The organism is Erwinia sp. LJJL01, from assembly GCF_047300805.2.
GTDB lineage: Bacteria > Pseudomonadota > Gammaproteobacteria > Enterobacterales > Enterobacteriaceae > Erwinia > Erwinia aphidicola.
Window position 1 is genome coordinate 4,473,449 of the sequence record NZ_CP178576.1, and the last position, 16,757, is coordinate 4,490,205.

A 16,757-nucleotide genomic window follows, 5' to 3' on the forward strand; every position below is an offset into this window, starting at 1 on the left:
AAAAAAATCTTTTTAAGAATACTCCGCGTGAGAAAACAGCGTTGCGCAACGGATAAAATAATAATAAACATTATTTTTCAGTGCGTTATGTATTTTTAATGCATGCAGGGGGAAAAATTCTTTGCGCAACAGAAAACGATTCCTTATTAGAATGATTCTAATAAAAAGGGCGGTAAAAACGCATAATGGATAGAAACGATATTTCATTTTAGGCTAAAAGAGGCGAATGGTCTGATTTTATAAAAATAAAAAGTTCAAATCATCATGAAATGGATTTTTTATTTTATTTCGCGAGCTTTATCACGATTTGCATTATTCAGGCAGATTAATTTAGTCTGCTTAACCCCCCGAACGCGGAGAGAAAATGGACGTGAACGCCGAACGCAGTGTTTTTTATATTTCAGACGGCACGGCAATCACTGCCGAAGTGCTGGGCCACGCGGTACTGTCACAGTTCCCGGTGATCGCTAATAGCGTTACCCTGCCCTTTGTTGAGACCGTGCAGCGCGCTCAGGCAGTGAAAGCCCAAATCAATGCCATTTACCAGCAAAGCGGCGTGCGCCCGCTGGTGTTTATCTCAATTGTCACGCCCGCCATCCGCGAGATTATTTTGCAAAGTGACGGCTTTTGTCAGGACATTGTGCAGTCGCTGGTGGCCCCGCTGCAGCAGGAGCTGGGAGTGGATCCCGCCCCGGTCGCCAACCGCACCCACGGTCTGACCGCCAACAACCTCGGTAAATACGATGCCCGTATCGCCGCCATTGATTACACCCTGGCGCACGATGATGGTATTTCACTGCGCGGGCTGGAAGATGCGCAGGTGATCCTGCTCGGCGTCTCGCGCTGCGGGAAAACGCCCACCAGCCTCTATCTGGCGATGCAGTTTGGCGTGCGCGCCGCTAACTATCCGTTTATCGCCGACGATATGGATAACCTCAAGCTGCCCCCGGCGCTGAAGCCTTTTCAAAATAAGCTGTTTGGCCTGACCATCGACCCGGAACGCCTTGCCGCAATCCGCCAGGAGCGCGCCGAAAATACCCGCTATGCCTCTATGCGCCAGTGCCGGCTGGAAGTCGGCGAGGTGGAAGCCCTGTTCCGCACCCATCAGATCCGCTACCTCAACAGCACCAACTATTCGGTGGAAGAGATTGCGACTAAGATCCTCGATATCATGGGATTAACGCGGCGCATGTACTGATTTTTGCAGTTCTGACGCAGCGGGCAGGGGCTGAATTTCACTCTTCCCCTGCTGTTTTACGGTTGAAATCATCACGGTTTGGTTTAAGGTGGACGCCATTACTTCCCGGCATTCCTGCCGTTGTGAAGACAAAGATTTCAGAGAACGTTGATGAACAGAACAGATGAACTGCGAACCGCGCGCATCGATAGCCTGGTTACGCCTGCCGATCTGCAGGAAAACCTGCCGATCACCGCGGCGATTGCCGACAACGTGACGGCGTCACGTAAACGTATTGCGCGCATTTTGAATGGTGAAGACCCGCGCCTGCTGGTGGTGATCGGCCCCTGCTCGCTGCACGACCCGCGTGCGGCGCTGGAGTATGCCGGGCGCCTCAACGCGCTGCGCGAGAAGCATCACTCGCGCCTTGAGATTGTTATGCGCGCCTACTTTGAGAAACCGCGTACCGTGGTGGGCTGGAAAGGCCTGATCTCCGATCCCGACCTTGACGGCAGCTTCCGTATCAACCACGGCCTGGCGGTGGCGCGTAAGCTGCTGCTGGATATCAACGCGCTGGGCATGCCGACCGCAACGGAATTCCTCGATATGGTGATCGGCCAGTATATTGCCGACCTGATCAGCTGGGGGGCTATCGGCGCGCGCACCACCGAAAGCCAGATCCACCGCGAAATGGCCTCGGCGCTCTCCTGCCCGGTTGGCTTCAAGAACGGCACCGACGGCAATACGCGCATTGCGGTGGACGCCATTCGTGCCGCCCGCGTCAGCCACATGTTCCTCTCGCCGGACAAACGCGGCCAGATGACCATCTATCAGACCAGCGGTAACCCCTCCGGTCACGTCATCATGCGCGGCGGAAAGGTGCCGAACTATCACGCTGCGGATATCGCAGACGCGGCGGCCAGCCTGCGTGAATTCAACCTGCCTGAACAGCTGGTGATCGACTTCAGCCACGGCAACTGCCTGAAGCAGCATCGCCGCCAGAAGGAGGTCGCCGCCGACGTTGCGCAGCAGATCCGCAGCGGCTCGCGCGCCGTGGCTGGCGTGATGATTGAAAGCTTCCTGCAGGAAGGCACGCAAAAAGTCACGCCGAACGCAGCGCTGGTGTATGGCCAGTCTATTACCGACCCCTGCCTTGGCTGGGACGACAGCGCTGAGGTTCTGCAGCTGCTGGCTGACGCGGTCGACAGCCGCTTCTGAGCGGCTGAATAGCCAACAGGGCTGCTCCCACGGGGGCAGCCTTTTTCTTTTGTGCCGCCGTCATACATCACGCTCATTTTCTGCTTGCGCGCCGCTGCCATTTATTGATAATGATTATCATTCTGATAAAAAATGCCCTTGACGTTTACCCCCCTGATAAGGACACAGCACATGACCGCGCACTATCCCCGTTACCTCCAGCTAAAACAGCAGCACCCGAAGAAATATGCGCGCGATCTGGCCGCCATGATGGATATCAGTGAAGCGGAACTGACAGCCGCTCGCGTCGGCCATCAGGCGCAGCCGCTGCGCCCGGCGATGGCGCAACTGCTGCACGCGCTGGCGGCCGTGGGGGAAACCAAATGCATTACGCGCAATGAGTATGCGGTGCACGAGCAGCTGGGTACGTTCAGCAATATTCAGATCGGTGCCCACGCCGGTATTGTGCTCAACCCGCGTGCGCTCGACCTGCGCGTGTTCGTCAACCAGTGGGCCAGCGTCTTTCACCTGCAGGAGATGACCGGGCATGGCGAACGACAGAGCATCCAGTTCTTCGATCGGCAGGGTGACGCAGTGCTGAAAGTTTACGCCACCGATAACACCGATATGGGCGCCTGGCAGCAGCTGCTGAAGGATTATCACAGCGAACCGACCTCAGCGTTCAGCGTAGAACCGGCTGTGGCTGCGGCCAGCGCCAGTGAATTTGATGCTGAGCTGCTGGAGAGCGAATGGCGCGCGATGACCGACGTCCACCAGTTCTTCCGCCTGCTGAAAAAACACAGTGTCACGCGTCAACAGGCGTTCCGCGCGGTAAGCCACGATTTGGCGCAGCAGGTCAGCAATAGCTCGCTGGCCGCGCTGTTGGAAACGGTGCGTCAGGATGCTAACGAGATCATGATTTTTGTCAGCAACCGCGCCTGCACGCAGATCTTTACCGGCAGAATTGAGAAGCTGATGCCGATGCACAACTGGCTGAACATCTTCAATCCGGCCTTTACCCTGCACTTGCAGGAACAGCTGATTGCCGAAAGCTGGATTACCCGTAAACCTACCGCCGATGGCATCGTCACCAGCCTTGAACTGTTTGCCGCTGACGGCACGCAGATTGCCCAACTCTACGGCCAGCGCAGCGAAGGTCAGCCGGAGCAAATGCGCTGGCGGGAACAGCTGGCTACCCTCAGCGCTGAGGACGCCACCGTATGAAATTCCGACTGATTGCCCTGCTGGCCCTGCCGCTGGCCTTTTCTGCCGCCGCCGCGCAGCGTATCGTCAGTATCGGCGGTGATGTTACGCAGATTATCTACGCGCTCGATGCCCAACAGGAGCTGGTGGCTCGCGACAGCACCAGCCTGCATCCGGCGGTCGCCACGAAGCTGCCTGATGTCGGATATATGCGCATGCTGAACGCCGAAGGGATCCTGGCGCTGAAGCCGACGCTGGTGATCGCCAGCGAACTGGCTAAACCGGCGCTGGCACTGCAGCAGGTGGAACAGAACGGCGTCAAAGTGGTGGATGTGACCGGCAAAAATGAGATCTCCGCCATCAACGAGAAAATCCAGACCATTGCCGCCGCGCTGCACCGCGAGGAGCAGGGAGCGCTGTTGCAAAAGAGAGTGCGCAGCCAGCTGGCAAAAGTACCTGCGCAACAACTTCCGGTTAAGGTGCTGTTTATTCTGGCCCATCAGGGCATGGGAGCAATGGCTGCAGGCAGCGGGACATCGGCTGACGGCGCAATCCGTGCCGCCGGGCTGCAAAACGCCATGGCCAGCATCCAGCGCTATCAGCCGCTGTCGCAGGAGGGGGTCGTTGCCAGCGCACCGCAGCTGATCGTCGTTACCGTCGACGGTATCCGTACCCTTGGCGGCGAGGAAAATCTGTGGAAGCTGCCCGGTATCGCGCTGACGCCGGCCGCGAAAAACCGACAGCTGCTGGTCGTCGACGACATGGCCCTGCTCGGCTTTGGCATTGATACCCCGGCGGCGATCCTCAAACTGCGTCAGGCTGCGGAAGCCGTGCAATGATGTCAGTGCGCCACCTGCGCTGGCTCGGCGTATTGCTGCTGTCGCTGATGCTGCTCGGCATCGGCGCCGCTAACATCGGCGCGATGCATCTGTCGCTGCCGATGCTGTGGCATGCGGGCAGCGACAGCAGCCTGTGGCAGATCTGGTTCAGCATCCGTCTGCCGCGCGTGCTGCTGGCGGTTATCGTCGGCGGCGCGCTGGCGCTCTCCGGCTGCGTGATGCAGGGTCTGTTCCGTAATCCGCTGGCCGATCCCGGCCTGCTGGGGATTAGCAGCGGCGCGGCGCTGGCGGTTGCGCTCTCTATTGTGATGTCATTTTCCCTGCCCGGCGTGCTGACGCTCTATCTGCCGCTGCTGGCGGCCTTTATCGGCAGCATGGCAGTGACGCTGATCATTTTTCTACTCAGCCGCCAGGGCGTCAGCGGGTTAAGTCGCCTGCTGCTGGTGGGGATTGCAATCAATGCGCTGTGCGGCGCGGCGGTCGGGGTGCTCTCATGGATGAGCAATGACCAGCAGCTGCGCCAGCTGTCTCTGTGGGGTATGGGCAGCCTGGGGCAGGCGCAGTGGCCCACGGTGCTGGTTTGTGCCTCGGTAGTGCTGCCGTGCATGGTGCTGGTTCAGCGCCTCGCACGGCGCCTTAATCTGCTGCAGCTGGGTGAAGAAGAGGCGCACTATCTGGGCGTTGACGTGCCGCGCACTCAGCGCTATCTGCTGGTGCTCAGCGCACTGCTGGTGGCGGCCGCCGTGGCGGTCAGCGGGGTGATTGGCTTTATTGGCCTGGTGATGCCGCACCTGATGCGTTACTGCCTGGGCGGCGATCATCGCTGGCTGCTGCCCTCCTCCCTGCTAAGCGGGGCTATCCTGCTGCTGCTGGCAGATACGCTGGCGCGCACGCTGGTGGCCCCGGCGGAAATGCCGGTCGGGCTGCTGACCAGCCTGATCGGTGGCCCGTGGTTTCTGTGGCTGATCCTGCGCCGCCGAGGAGGGCTCAATGGCTGAAGCATTGACCGCGGAGGCGCTGAGCTATCAGCTCGGGCAGCGCTGGCTGATTGAAGAGGTGTCGCTGACGCTGCATCCGGGCGAGCTGGTCTCCCTTATCGGCCCCAACGGCGCGGGGAAATCGACGCTGCTGCGGCTGCTCACCGGCTTCCTGACGCCGCAGCAGGGCATTTGCACGCTAATGGGTGAGCCGCTGGCACACTGGTCTGCGGCCCGGCTGTCGCAGCAGCGGGCGGTGATGCGCCAGCAGAGCAGCATGGCCTTTCCGCTCAGCGTGAAGGAGGTGGTCGCGATGGGGCGCGCGCCGTGGCCGGGCAAACCGCTGCAGGCAGTGGTGGAGCAGGTGATGGCGCTGACCGGCTGCGACGGCCTGGCGCAGCGCGACTATCAGCAGCTTTCCGGCGGAGAACAGCAGCGGGTACAGCTGGCCCGGGCGCTGGCGCAGCTGTGGCAGCATAACGGCCCGCGCGGCTGGTTGTTCCTCGATGAACCCACCTCGGCACTGGATCTCTACCATCAGCAGCACCTGCTGCGCCTGCTCTACCAGCTCACGCGCCAGCATCCGCTCAGCGTCTGCTGCGTGCTGCACGATCTCAACCTGGCGTCACTGTGGTCGGATCGCGTGCTGCTGCTGGCGGAGGGACGTCTGGTGGCGCAGGGCACGCCGGAAGAGGTGCTGGAGGAAGCGACGCTGACGCGCTGGTATCAGGCCGATGTGATGGTGCACCCGCATCTGAGCGAAGGGGTGCCCCAGGTGTCGCTGCGCCGTTAGCTGGAGCAGCTCACTTCCAGTTTTTTGCCCCAGTCAGGTGGGCGGCGCGCCAGGTCAGCAAACTCTGGCGCGTCGTCAAACGGCTGCGACAGCGCCCGATGCAGGCGTGCCAGTACGCTGATATCGTCCTGCTCCGCCTGTTCTATCGCCTGCTGCGCCAGATAGTTGCGCAGCACAATCGCCGGATTAGCCTGCTTCATCGCCTGCTGGCGCTGCTCATCGCTGCACTCTTCCTGTAACAGACGCTGACGCCAGACGTTGTACCAGCTGTCGAACGCCTCACGATCGATAAATTCATCGCGCAGCGGGGAGCGTGACTGCTGCTGTTCGCTGCTGCTCAACAGACGGAAAGTGCGCGTATAGTCGCTGCCCTCTTTGGTCATCAGCGACAGCAGCCCGGTAAGAATATTGTTATCCTCTTTGCTGCGCGTTAGCAGCCCAAGCTTCGCACGCATTTTTTCACCCCAGGCGCGCATCAGCTCCGGTTCATAGCCCGCCAGCGCCTGTTTCAGCTGCCCGGCGCTCATCAGGCCGGAGAGCGCGTGCGCCAGGCGATTCAGGTTCCACAGCCCTACCATCGGCTGATTCTCAAAGCTGTAGCGCCCCTGGTGGTCCGAATGATTACAGATAAACTCCGGCTGATAGTCATCGAGGAAGCCATACGGCCCATAATCCAGCGTCAGGCCGAGGATCGACATATTGTCGGTATTCATCACCCCGTGGGCAAAGCCCACGCTCTGCCAGCCAGCAATCAGGCGCGCGGTGCGCTGCACCACATCGCTAAACCACAGCAGATATTTATCGGCTTCCTGCTGCAGATGCGGCCAGTGATGGCGGATTGCGTAGTCGGCGAGCTGGGTGACTTTTTCCTGCTGCCCAAGGTAGTAAAAGTGTTCGAAATGGCCAAAGCGCAGGTGGCTTTCCGCCACGCGCAGCAGCATGGCTCCGGGTTCGGTGGTTTCGCGATAGACCGGTTCATCGCTGGTCACCACCGTTAACGCGCGCGAAGTCGGAATACCCAGGTGGTGCATCGCCTCAGAAGCGAGAAACTCGCGCAGAGTGGAGCGCAGCACCGCACGGCCATCGCCCATGCGCGAATAGGGCGTCAGCCCCGCCCCTTTCAGATGCCAGTCGAATTTGCGTCCGTCATCCAGCTGCTGCTCACCCAGCAGCAGCCCACGCCCATCGCCGAGCTGCCCTGCCCAGACGCCGAACTGATGGCCGCTATAGACCTGTGCCAGCGGCTGCATTCCGGGCATCAGCTTTTCACCGCTCCATAAACCTGGGTTATCTGGGGTAAACAGCGCTGCCTCCAGCCCCAGCTCCTGCGCCAGCTGCGCGCTGTGGTACAGCAGGCGGGGATTTTTTAACGGCGTGGGGGTTAATGCGGTGTAGCAACCGCTCAGCTCGTGAAACCAGGTGTTATTGAAATGCATGACGCCTCCGAAGCGCGGCCAGGAAGATCCCCGACAACGCTGTCAGTGTAAAGCGCGCGGCGGCGGCTAAACACAGAGGATTAGCAGGGTTATTGCAGCACGGGCTGCTGCAGTAAGTATGGCGGGTCCACCAAATGGCTCAACCCCTCTTCATCTACCGGGGGGAACAGCGCGCTCTGGATACCGTCGAAGGCAAAGTGGCGAATGCTTTGCAAGCCGCTGATATCGTCAACGCCCTGCACCACCACGGCGTGACAGTGCGGTTTGATATGGTCGAGAATTGCGCTGATAAAGGGCGGAAAAGAGCCGCGTTTAATATTGTGCTGAATAAATCCCCGGTCCAGCTTAATGCGATAGAAAAGATTGTCAAAAACGGCTTTTGACGTGGCTTTTCCAGCACCATAATTATTCAGACTTAAGTGAAAATGTTGACTCAAGCCCTGCAGGCAGGGATTGTTTTTACCCCCAGCGATATCTGGAAAACTTTCACTAATTTCCAATTCAATACAATCCAGCTGGTTCATTTTTTTAATCAGAAAGTCACTTGCGAGGATGGTTTCTGCCAGTCGCTCATCAATATTTATAGCCACATTTATATTATGGCTACTAAAGAAAGCGTAATGCTTCTCAATAATATTAATCTGATCCTGCAATAGCAGGACGCGTTGATGTTCATTTAACTGTGGTATCAAAATCTCCTGCGGGATGACCACGTTGGCCTGCGCATGAGCAAAGTGTGTCAACATTTCAACAGCAGCCAGCTGCCCGCCGGGCCGGTAAACCGGGCAGAATGCTGTAAAAGTTTTATAATCCGCTTCCAGATGGATTTTCATTTTATTCGCCATTATTAAGCGACACTCACCGCATCCGAGATCAACCAATCAGGCCAGGCCATTGAGCTCTGAGTCAGTTTCCATACAGAAATTCAGCTGTGGTGTGCTTATGCCTCTAATCCAGATCGTTACGCTAACACAAAACTGACATAATTCATCTAGTCAGAATCATTAGTCTGCTGATAGTTAATATCCTCTGCTGTTTTTGTTTACCCAGGCTTTACTAAAATATTGGTTAAGTGTCAGCGCGATAAAGACTTAAGGTAAATTGATCGGAGGGATATTTTTTAATCGCCCTGGCATTAATTATGGCAGCCTAAATCAAATGCTGCATAAAGCAGCACGATGAAAAAAAGGCCAGCAATAATTAAATACGACGCGCCTGCCAGAACACCTTACGCCAGTAAACGTTATCCAGCGACGAGCGGGTTACCCCCTGACTGGTAGAGGCGTGAATAAACTGGTTATCGGTATCATAGATACCAACATGCAAACCGTTCTCGCCGCTGCCAGTTTTAAAAAACACCAGGTCGCCGGGCAGCAGGTCATCTTTAGAGATACGGGTGCCGATATCGGTCTGGGCAGCGGTGGTGCGGGGTAATTGCAGATTAAAGCGCTCGCGGAAGGTCAGATAAACAAAGCCGGAACAGTCAACGCCACGTGGGCTCATCCCGCCATAGCGGTAAGGCGCACCGCGCCATTTGCCAAGCTGATCGTTGAGCTGCGCAATCACGGTGATGGAGTCCGAAAGACGGCTGTTGGGCACAGGGGCATGACTGCTGCAGCCTGCCAGAATAACAACAATTAGAACTAGCCAGTAGCGCATCACGGATCCCCTTCCCTGCAAACCAGTTTAATGTAGCGGTAAAATACCCTCGCTGGCAACTTATGCCCTGTCGTCAGCGCAGCGTGGTCAACATCTGCCGCCCTTCCACTTCAAGCAGGCGAAACGGAACCTGGTACAGGGCGCTGAGATTAGCCGCTGTCAGCACCTCCTGCGCGCGGCCGACCAGTGCGCTCTGCCCCGGGCGCAATAGCCACACCCGGTCGGCAAAATGCAGCGAATGGTTGAGGTCGTGGCTGCTCATCACCACCGCGACACCGCGCGCGCTAATGGCAGAAATGAGGTCATCGAATGCCGCCTGCTGAGCGATATCCAGTCCGGTCAGCGGCTCATCGAGCAGCAGCAGCTTGCCTTCAGACTGGCTGAGCTGCAGCAGTACGGCGGCCAGCCGCACGCGCTGCCACTCTCCGCCGGAGAGCTGATGCAGCGCGCGCTGAAGTTTGTCGGCCAGCTGGAGCTTCTCTGCCAGCGCCAGTAGCACGCTGCTGCTCTGTTCCAGAGTTTGCTGCGCGTGTATGCGCAGATAGTGCCAGACCGGCATCTCCCCCGGCGGCGGCTGTTGCTGCGCCAGGTAAGCCCGCTGGCGTGCCAGCGCAGCGCCGTGCCAGTCGCTTAGCCGCTGCCCGGCAAAGCGGATCTCGCCCGCCGTGCTGAGCAGCCCGGCCAGGGCAGCCAGCAGAGAGCTTTTTCCGGCACCGTTGGGGCCAACCAGGTGAATCACCTGTCCTGCCGCTACCTGCGCGCTAAATGGGGTCAGGCGCCCGGCAAGCGCAGCGCCTGAAATCTCCAGCAGCATCTATTTTGTCAGAGCCTGGTTAATGGCGGCAGTCAACGTCGGATCGTTCGGCTCCATATCCGGTGAGAAACGCGCAATAACCTGACCATCGCGGCCAATCAGGAATTTTTCAAAATTCCACAGAATATCACCGACCTGCTTCGGCGCGCGGCCTTTGCTCTCCATACGCTCGAGGAAACCACTGCCTTCAGGGCGTTGCGCCACCGGCTGTGCGGCCACCAGCTGACTGTAAAGCGGGTGGCGCTGCGGGCCATTGACCTCGATCTTGCTGAACATCGGGAAGGTGACGCCATAAGTGGTACTGCAGAAGGTTTTGATCTCCTCCTCACTGCCCGGCTCCTGCTCCAGAAACGCATTGCAGGGGAAGCCCAGCACGGTCAGTCCCCTGGCATGCAGCGTCTTTTGCAGATTCTCCAGCTGCTCGTAGTGCGGCGTCAGGCCGCATTTTGAAGCAACGTTCACCACCAGCAGCACATCACCCTGCCACTGGGCCAGCGTGGTTTTTTCACCGTCGAGCGTGACCAGTTCTGTATCAAAGATGCTCATAGCGTTTTTCCTGTTTCAATGAGGAGACAACAGCCGTATGGCTGTTAACGGTTGCTCAATAATAGCCAGATAAATACCGGCGCGCCCAGCGTGGCGGTGACAACGCCAATCGGCAGCTCGGCCGAAGTGAGCGCTACGCGCGCAATAATATCCGCCGCCAGCAGCACGCCAGCTCCGGCCAGCGCACAGCCGGGCAGCAGAATACGATGATCGCTCAGCCCATTGAGCCGCAGAATATGCGGGATCACCAGGCCGACAAAGCCTATCGCGCCTGCCAGCGCCACGCTGACACCGACCAGCCAGCCGATAGCCATTACCAGCAGGTTACGCCACAGCACCAGCGGCAGCCCGAGCTGGCGGGCAGAAACCTCCCCCAGCGCCAGCAGGTTCAATACCCGCGCCCGGCCGCTTAACCACAGCAGCACCGGCATGAATGCCAGCATCAGCCAGCCATAGCGCCAGTCAACGCCGCTAAATCCCCCCATCATCCAGTACATCAGCTGGCGCAGATCGAGATTACTGCTGAAATAGACGGCCCAGGTCATCAGGGCACTACAGATTATCCCCAGCGCCACGCCGGCCAGCAGCAGTCGGCTGGTCGACAGCTGGCGTCTTGCCAGGCGCAGCAGGATGAGGGTTACCAGCAATGCACCGCAGATGGCGGCCAGGCTCATCATCCACGGACTGTTGCTGCCGGTGAAAATGCACAGCACCAGCCCGACGCCGGCACCACCGGACACGCCGAGCAGGCCCGGCTCTGCCAGCGGATTAGTAAACAGCGCCTGCATGGCTGCGCCGGCCACCGCCAGTGCGGCACCAACCAGCATGACCGCCAGCGAGCGCGGCAGGCGCAGCTGCCAGACAAACAGCTGACCATCAGGCGTTAACCACTGCGTTGGCGCTATCCAGCGTTCGCCCGCACACAGGCTGATAATAAGCAGGATCAGACAGAACAGCAGCAGTCCGCTCAGCCAGACTGTTGCCCGGCGTTGCGCAGCCGATATCTGTTGAGAGAGCAGAGTCATAGCCGACGTTTTATAGGGAAAACAGGGGTTTGATTGTAGAGGTAAATCAGCAAAAAGAAAGAGCCAGCTTGGCTGGCTCTTGATGATCAGTGACGGTCACCCTGCTGTGGCGGCCGCGGGTGATGAGCGCGATCTTCGCCCTGCGGTCTGCCATTGTGGTGCGGCGGCGCACTGTGGTGTGGCTGCGGACGATGCTGCGGCGGTCGCGGGGGGGCGTGGTGATACGCCGGCCGCGGCGGCGGTGGCGGCCTGCGCACGGGGGGATGACGCTGCCAGCCGCGACCATTCCAGTAGTCACCACGCGGACCTCGCTCGCCCCAGTGGCGGTTCTGGTGGTCGTGCCACCAGCGCGGCGCTCGCCAGTCATATCCGTCCCAGTAGTAACCGCGCGTATCGCGGTCCCCTAAATGAATGCTGACGCCCGGCGAGCGGATATCAATGCCAACGGCAGCTTCGGCCATCAGCGGCGCGCCTGCCAGCAGGCACAGTAACAATACGATTTTTTTCATCAGGCTGACCTCCCGTCATGTCATGGCAGTGTTATAGCAATTGCTTATGAAGATCACTATCAGCCCGGGATGATTTACCGTTTACTTTCTAATAACTTACGCAGGCTTAACAGTATGGAGGGATTGTGAAGGGTATAATCAGGGGTTTTGCCCTAATCGGCTAAAACAGACAGTAAGGAAAAAGGCCGCTTGCGCGGCCTTTTGAATGGCGGAAATCAGTCTTCTTTCGGCGAGGCGTTCTCAACCCGGCTTTTAAGTTTCTGTCCCGGTCGAAACGTCACAACCCGGCGAGCCGTAATGGGAATATCTTCACCCGTTTTGGGGTTACGTCCCGGACGTTGATTTTTGTCGCGAAGGTCGAAGTTGCCAAATCCTGACAGTTTGACCTGTTCACCGTTCTCCAAAGCACGACGCACTTCTTCAAAAAACAGTTCTACCAGCTCTTTGGCATCCCGCTTGCTAAGCCCGAGCTTCTCAAACAGGTATTCAGACATTTCAGCTTTTGTAAGCGCCATAGGTTCAATCCCTCAAGGATGCTTGGAATCGCTCTTTCAGTGCCTCTACGCATTTTGCAACGGTAGCGGCAATCTCCTCTTCTTCGAGTGTCCGGCTGGTATCTTGCAAAATCAGGCTGATAGCGAGGCTCTTAAAACCATCATTTACGCCCTTACCACGGTACACGTCAAACAAGTTTACGCCAACTACCTGATTTACGCCAACTTTCTTACACTCTGCGATGATATCTGCTGCTGGCACGTTTTCTGCCACCACCACGGCGATATCTCGGCGGTTCGCCGGGAAGCGTGAAATGCTGCTGGCATCAGGCAGGACGCGGTCTGCAACCTTGTCCCACAGCAGTTCGAACACCACCGTACGGCCGTTAAGATCCAGTTTACGTTCAAGTTCCGGGTGCACCACACCGATGAATCCGATGTGTTCGCCGCGTAAAATAATTTGTGCGCTCTGCCCTGGATGCAGTGCTGGATTAGCCGCTGCCACAAACTGAATCTCGTCCAGCTTGCCCGTTAACTCCAGTACCGATTCCAAATCACCTTTCAAATCATAGAAGTCTACTGCGTTACGCGCCAGATCCCAGTGCTCTTCATTGCGATGCCCGCTGATAACACCCGCCAGCATAACATCCTGACGGATGCCGAGGTTTGCCTGAGTATCAGGGACAAAGCGCAGCCCGCTCTCAAACAGACGTACGCGTGACTGCTGACGATTCTGGTTATACGCCACCGCACCCAGCAGACCACTCCACAGCGACAGACGCATTGCAGACATCTCTACCGAGATTGGGCTAGGCAGCACCAGGTTCTCTTCACCCGGGTGCAGCAGCGCCTGAATTTTGGGGTCAACGAAGCTGTAAGTGATGGCTTCCTGATAGCCTTTATCCACCAGCAGCGCCTTAACACGCTTCAGGGAGAGGTTAGCTTCACGGTGTTTGGTCATCACCAGACCCGCCTGTACCGGCACGTCAGGAATGTTGTCGTAGCCGTATACGCGGGCCACTTCTTCCACCAGATCTTCTTCAATAGCGAGATCGAAACGCCAGCCTGGCGCAACCGCCTGCCACTGACCGTTTCCTTCCGTCACTTCGCAACCGAGGCGACGCAGAATATCACTCACTTCCTCATCGGCAATCACGTGGCCAATCAGGCGGTCCAACTTTTCACGACGCAGCGTAATGGTCGCACGCTGTGGCAAGGCTGACTCGGTCGTCACATCAATGACCGGGCCAGCTTCACCGCCGCAAATTTCCAGCAGCAGCGCGGTGGCGCGTTCGATAGCTTTATGCTGCAGAGCCGGATCCACGCCACGCTCATAGCGGTGAGACGCATCGGTATGCAGGCCGTGACGGCGTGCGCGGCCGGTAATGGAGAGCGGGCTGAAGAAGGCACACTCGAACAGCACGTTCTGCGTCTCTTCATTTACGCCAGAGTGTTCGCCGCCGAAAATCCCGCCCATGGCCAGCGCTTTGCTGTGATCAGCAATCACCAGCGTGTCGCTTTTCAGGGTAGCTTCGTTGCCGTCCAGCAGGGTCAGCTTCTCACCCTCTTCCGCCAGGCGTACCACGATGCCACCGTCAATGCGGTCAAGGTCGAAGGCGTGCATCGGCTGGCCGAGCTCAAGTAAAACATAGTTGGTGATATCCACCACCGGATCGATCGAGCGGATGCCGCAGCGGCGCAGTTTTTCTTTCATCCACAGCGGGGTAGCGGCTTTGACGTTAATACCTTTCACCACACGACCGAGGTAGCGCGGGCAGGCTTCTGGCGCATCAACACGAATTGGCAAAGTATCCGCCAGCGTGGCTGCAACCGGTGCGATGTCGGGAGCGTTCAACGGCAGCTTGTTGAGCACGGCCACGTCACGCGCCACGCCGATAATGCCCAGGCAGTCGGCACGGTTTGGCGTGACGCTGATCTCAATCGTGTTGTCATCCAGCTGCAGATATTCGCGGATGTCGGTGCCAACGGTGGCATCCAGCGGCAGCTCAATGATGCCCTCATGATCGTCGGAAATACCCAGCTCGGAGAACGAGCACAGCATACCTTCAGAAGGCTCACCGCGCAGCTTAGCCGCTTTGATTTTGAAATCACCCGGCAGCACTGCGCCGACGGTCGCCACGGCCACTTTCAGACCCTGACGGCAGTTGGGTGCGCCACAGACGATATCCAGCAGGCGATCGCCGCCGACGTTAATTTTGGTCACGCGCAGCTTGTCGGCATTCGGGTGCTGACCGCACTCGACCACTTCGCCCACGACTACACCGTGAAAAGCACCGGCAACGGCTTCAACGCCGTCTACTTCCAGGCCTGCCATAGTGATTTGATCGGACAGGGCTGCACTGTCAATGGCCGGGTTGACCCATTCACGTAACCAGAGTTCACTGAATTTCATTGGTTTTACCCGCCCTTATTTAAACTGTTTGAGGAAACGTAAATCATTTTCGAAGAAGGCGCGCAGGTCGGTCACGCCATAGCGCAGCATGGTCAGACGTTCCATCCCCATACCAAAGGCGAAGCCTGAGTACACTTCCGGGTCAATGCCAACATTGCGCAGTACGTTCGGGTGCACCATGCCACAGCCCAGCACTTCCAGCCACTTGCCGTTTTTACCCATCACATCCACTTCGGCGGACGGTTCGGTGAACGGGAAGTAGGACGGACGGAAGCGTACCTGCAGGTCTGCTTCAAAGAAGTTGTTCAGGAAGTCGTGCAGCGTGCCCTTCAGATTGGTGAAGCTGATGCCCTTATCGACAATCAATCCTTCCATCTGGTGGAACATTGGGGTGTGAGTCTGATCGTAATCGTTACGATAGACGCGGCCCGGGGCAATAATGCGGATCGGCGGCTGCTGATCTTTCATGGTGCGGATCTGCACGCCAGAAGTCTGGGTACGCAGCAGGCGGGTGGCATCAAACCAGAAGGTATCGTGATCCGCACGCGCCGGGTGGTGCCCGGGAATATTCAGCGCATCGAAGTTGTGATAGTCATCTTCAATTTCCGGACCGGTTGCCACGGAGAAGCCCAGCTCACCGAAGAAGGTCTCGATGCGGTCAATGGTGCGCGTTACCGGATGCAGACCGCCGTTCTCAATGCGGCGGCCCGGCAGCGAGACATCAATCGTCTCCTGCGCCAGGCGGGCATTCATCACGGCGGACTCCAGCGAATTCTTCTGCGCGTTAAGCGCCTCCTGAACCTGCTGCTTTGCTTCGTTAATCACTGCACCCGCCGCCGGACGGTCTTCCGCTGGCAGTTCACGCAGGGTTGTCATCTGGAGCGTTAGATGCCCTTTTTTACCCAGGTATTCGACGCGAACGTTATCTAACGCGGCGACATCCTGAGCATCATTGATAGCGGCTTTCGCGCTCGCCACCAGGTCTGCGAGATGTGACATGCTTTCCTCTTCTTCCAGCCACCGTGGCCGGTCTGTTATTTGTCAGGACGAGTAGCCGCCCAATAGTCGATGTGTTTCGAGCGCTAAAACGAAAAAAGCCTCCACGAGGGAGGCTTTCAGCGCGATTTTTCGTTTCTTTTCTTTGCGCAAAAGCCCCCGATAGTCAGGCGCTAAAGTAAAAAAAGAAACGGAAAATAGCATTCATGGTGGCGTTACCTTGTTGCGGTTAAGACGGCTCTATTGAAATCTTAACAGGCAGAAAAGTCAATCTTTTCAGACAATAAAAAAGAGGGAGACAAGCTCCCTCTTCCAACTGGCTTACGCCAGAGCTGATTTCGCTTTTTCTACCAGAGCAGCAAATACTGCTTTGTCGAATACGGCGATGTCAGCCAGAATCTTACGGTCGATTTCGATCGAAGCCTTTTTCAGGCCATTGATGAAACGGCTGTAAGACATACCGTTAGTGCGAGCTGCTGCGTTGATACGCGCAATCCACAGCTGACGGAACTGACGCTTACGCTGACGACGGTCACGGTAAGCATACTGACCAGCTTTAATTACAGCCTGGAAGGCAACGCGGTAAACACGTGAACGTGCACCGTAATAGCCTTTAGCTTGTTTTAAGATTTTCTTGTGACGTGCGCGAGCAACTACACCACGTTTTACACGAGCCATT

General features: G+C 57.6%; 17 protein-coding genes, 1 pseudogene and 1 other annotated feature. Of the genes and pseudogenes, 6 read left to right on the top strand and 12 right to left on the bottom strand.

Annotated features, from left to right (window positions below):
- The first annotated feature begins 364 nt into the window (after positions 1-364).
- From ppsR to ACLI4M_RS21905, 6 genes are all read left to right on the top strand, one after another.
- Positions 365-1,198 carry a posphoenolpyruvate synthetase regulatory kinase/phosphorylase PpsR gene (gene ppsR / locus ACLI4M_RS21880; RefSeq protein WP_048916181.1) on the top strand — a complete coding sequence of 278 codons (834 nt, stop codon included), beginning with the start codon at positions 365-367 and terminating at the stop codon, positions 1,196-1,198.
- Positions 1,199-1,348: 150 nt separating this feature from the next.
- Entirely contained in the window at positions 1,349-2,395 is a 1,047-nt protein-coding gene (locus ACLI4M_RS21885) for a 3-deoxy-7-phosphoheptulonate synthase (RefSeq protein ID WP_133623508.1), read from the top strand.
- Positions 2,396-2,566: 171 nt separating this feature from the next.
- Complete coding sequence (locus ACLI4M_RS21890; protein ID WP_133623507.1) at positions 2,567-3,598, top strand: hemin-degrading factor; 1,032 nt, start codon at positions 2,567-2,569, stop codon at positions 3,596-3,598.
- Entirely contained in the window at positions 3,595-4,416 is an 822-nt protein-coding gene (locus ACLI4M_RS21895) for a heme/hemin ABC transporter substrate-binding protein (protein ID WP_133623506.1), read from the top strand. Before ACLI4M_RS21890 ends, ACLI4M_RS21895 begins: the two co-directional genes overlap by 4 nt.
- Positions 4,413-5,414 carry a FecCD family ABC transporter permease gene (locus tag ACLI4M_RS21900; protein ID WP_133623505.1) on the top strand — a complete coding sequence of 334 codons (1,002 nt, stop codon included), beginning with the start codon at positions 4,413-4,415 and terminating at the stop codon, positions 5,412-5,414. The genes ACLI4M_RS21895 and ACLI4M_RS21900 overlap by 4 nt, the downstream gene beginning before the upstream one ends.
- A complete protein-coding gene (locus ACLI4M_RS21905; RefSeq protein WP_133623504.1) occupies positions 5,407-6,186 on the top strand; it encodes a heme ABC transporter ATP-binding protein in 780 nt (259 codons plus the stop codon). Before ACLI4M_RS21900 ends, ACLI4M_RS21905 begins: the two co-directional genes overlap by 8 nt.
- Here ACLI4M_RS21905 and ACLI4M_RS21910 read toward each other — a convergent pair.
- From ACLI4M_RS21910 to rplT, 12 genes and pseudogenes are all read right to left on the bottom strand, one after another.
- Complete coding sequence (locus ACLI4M_RS21910; protein ID WP_133623503.1) at positions 6,183-7,622, bottom strand: protein adenylyltransferase SelO; 1,440 nt, start codon at positions 7,620-7,622, stop codon at positions 6,183-6,185. The two genes, ACLI4M_RS21905 and ACLI4M_RS21910, sit on opposite strands and share 4 nt — an antisense overlap.
- Positions 7,623-7,711: 89 nt before the next feature.
- On the bottom strand, positions 7,712-8,455 hold the full coding sequence (locus tag ACLI4M_RS21915) for an EAL domain-containing protein (RefSeq protein ID WP_133623502.1): 744 nt from the start codon (positions 8,453-8,455) through the stop codon (positions 7,712-7,714).
- A 367-nt stretch (positions 8,456-8,822) separates the two neighbouring features.
- Entirely contained in the window at positions 8,823-9,281 is a 459-nt protein-coding gene (locus tag ACLI4M_RS21920) for an NlpC/P60 family protein (protein ID WP_133623501.1), read from the bottom strand.
- Between the two features lie 73 nt (positions 9,282-9,354).
- The gene (gene btuD / locus ACLI4M_RS21925; RefSeq protein WP_133623500.1) at positions 9,355-10,095 is read right to left on the bottom strand and encodes a vitamin B12 ABC transporter ATP-binding protein BtuD; all 741 of its coding nucleotides are present in this window, start codon (positions 10,093-10,095) and stop codon (positions 9,355-9,357) included.
- Positions 10,096-10,641, bottom strand: coding sequence for a glutathione peroxidase (locus ACLI4M_RS21930; RefSeq protein WP_133623499.1), 546 nt, complete (start codon positions 10,639-10,641; stop codon positions 10,096-10,098).
- A 44-nt stretch (positions 10,642-10,685) separates the two neighbouring features.
- Positions 10,686-11,666 carry a vitamin B12 ABC transporter permease BtuC gene (gene btuC / locus ACLI4M_RS21935; protein WP_133623498.1) on the bottom strand — a complete coding sequence of 327 codons (981 nt, stop codon included), beginning with the start codon at positions 11,664-11,666 and terminating at the stop codon, positions 10,686-10,688.
- Between the two features lie 86 nt (positions 11,667-11,752).
- On the bottom strand, positions 11,753-12,175 hold the full coding sequence (locus tag ACLI4M_RS21940) for a DUF2502 domain-containing protein (RefSeq protein ID WP_133623497.1): 423 nt from the start codon (positions 12,173-12,175) through the stop codon (positions 11,753-11,755).
- A 215-nt stretch (positions 12,176-12,390) separates the two neighbouring features.
- Positions 12,391-12,690 carry an integration host factor subunit alpha gene (gene ihfA, locus ACLI4M_RS21945; RefSeq protein ID WP_017802142.1) on the bottom strand — a complete coding sequence of 100 codons (300 nt, stop codon included), beginning with the start codon at positions 12,688-12,690 and terminating at the stop codon, positions 12,391-12,393.
- Positions 12,691-12,694: 4 nt separating this feature from the next.
- On the bottom strand, positions 12,695-15,082 hold the full coding sequence (gene pheT, locus ACLI4M_RS21950; RefSeq protein WP_133623496.1) for a phenylalanine--tRNA ligase subunit beta: 2,388 nt from the start codon (positions 15,080-15,082) through the stop codon (positions 12,695-12,697).
- A gap of 15 nt (positions 15,083-15,097) precedes the next feature.
- On the bottom strand, positions 15,098-16,081 hold the full coding sequence (gene pheS, locus ACLI4M_RS21955) for a phenylalanine--tRNA ligase subunit alpha (protein ID WP_048916196.1): 984 nt from the start codon (positions 16,079-16,081) through the stop codon (positions 15,098-15,100).
- Positions 16,082-16,169: 88 nt separating this feature from the next.
- Positions 16,170-16,295: a sequence feature (Phe leader region), on the bottom strand.
- Positions 16,245-16,286, bottom strand: a pseudogene (pheM, locus tag ACLI4M_RS21960) (pheST operon leader peptide PheM). (Overlaps the previous feature by 42 nt.)
- Positions 16,296-16,399: 104 nt before the next feature.
- Positions 16,400-16,756, bottom strand: a complete 357-nt coding sequence (gene rplT, locus ACLI4M_RS21965) for a 50S ribosomal protein L20 (protein WP_062743499.1) — start codon at positions 16,754-16,756, stop codon at positions 16,400-16,402.
- Between the last annotated feature and the right edge of the window lies 1 nt (position 16,757).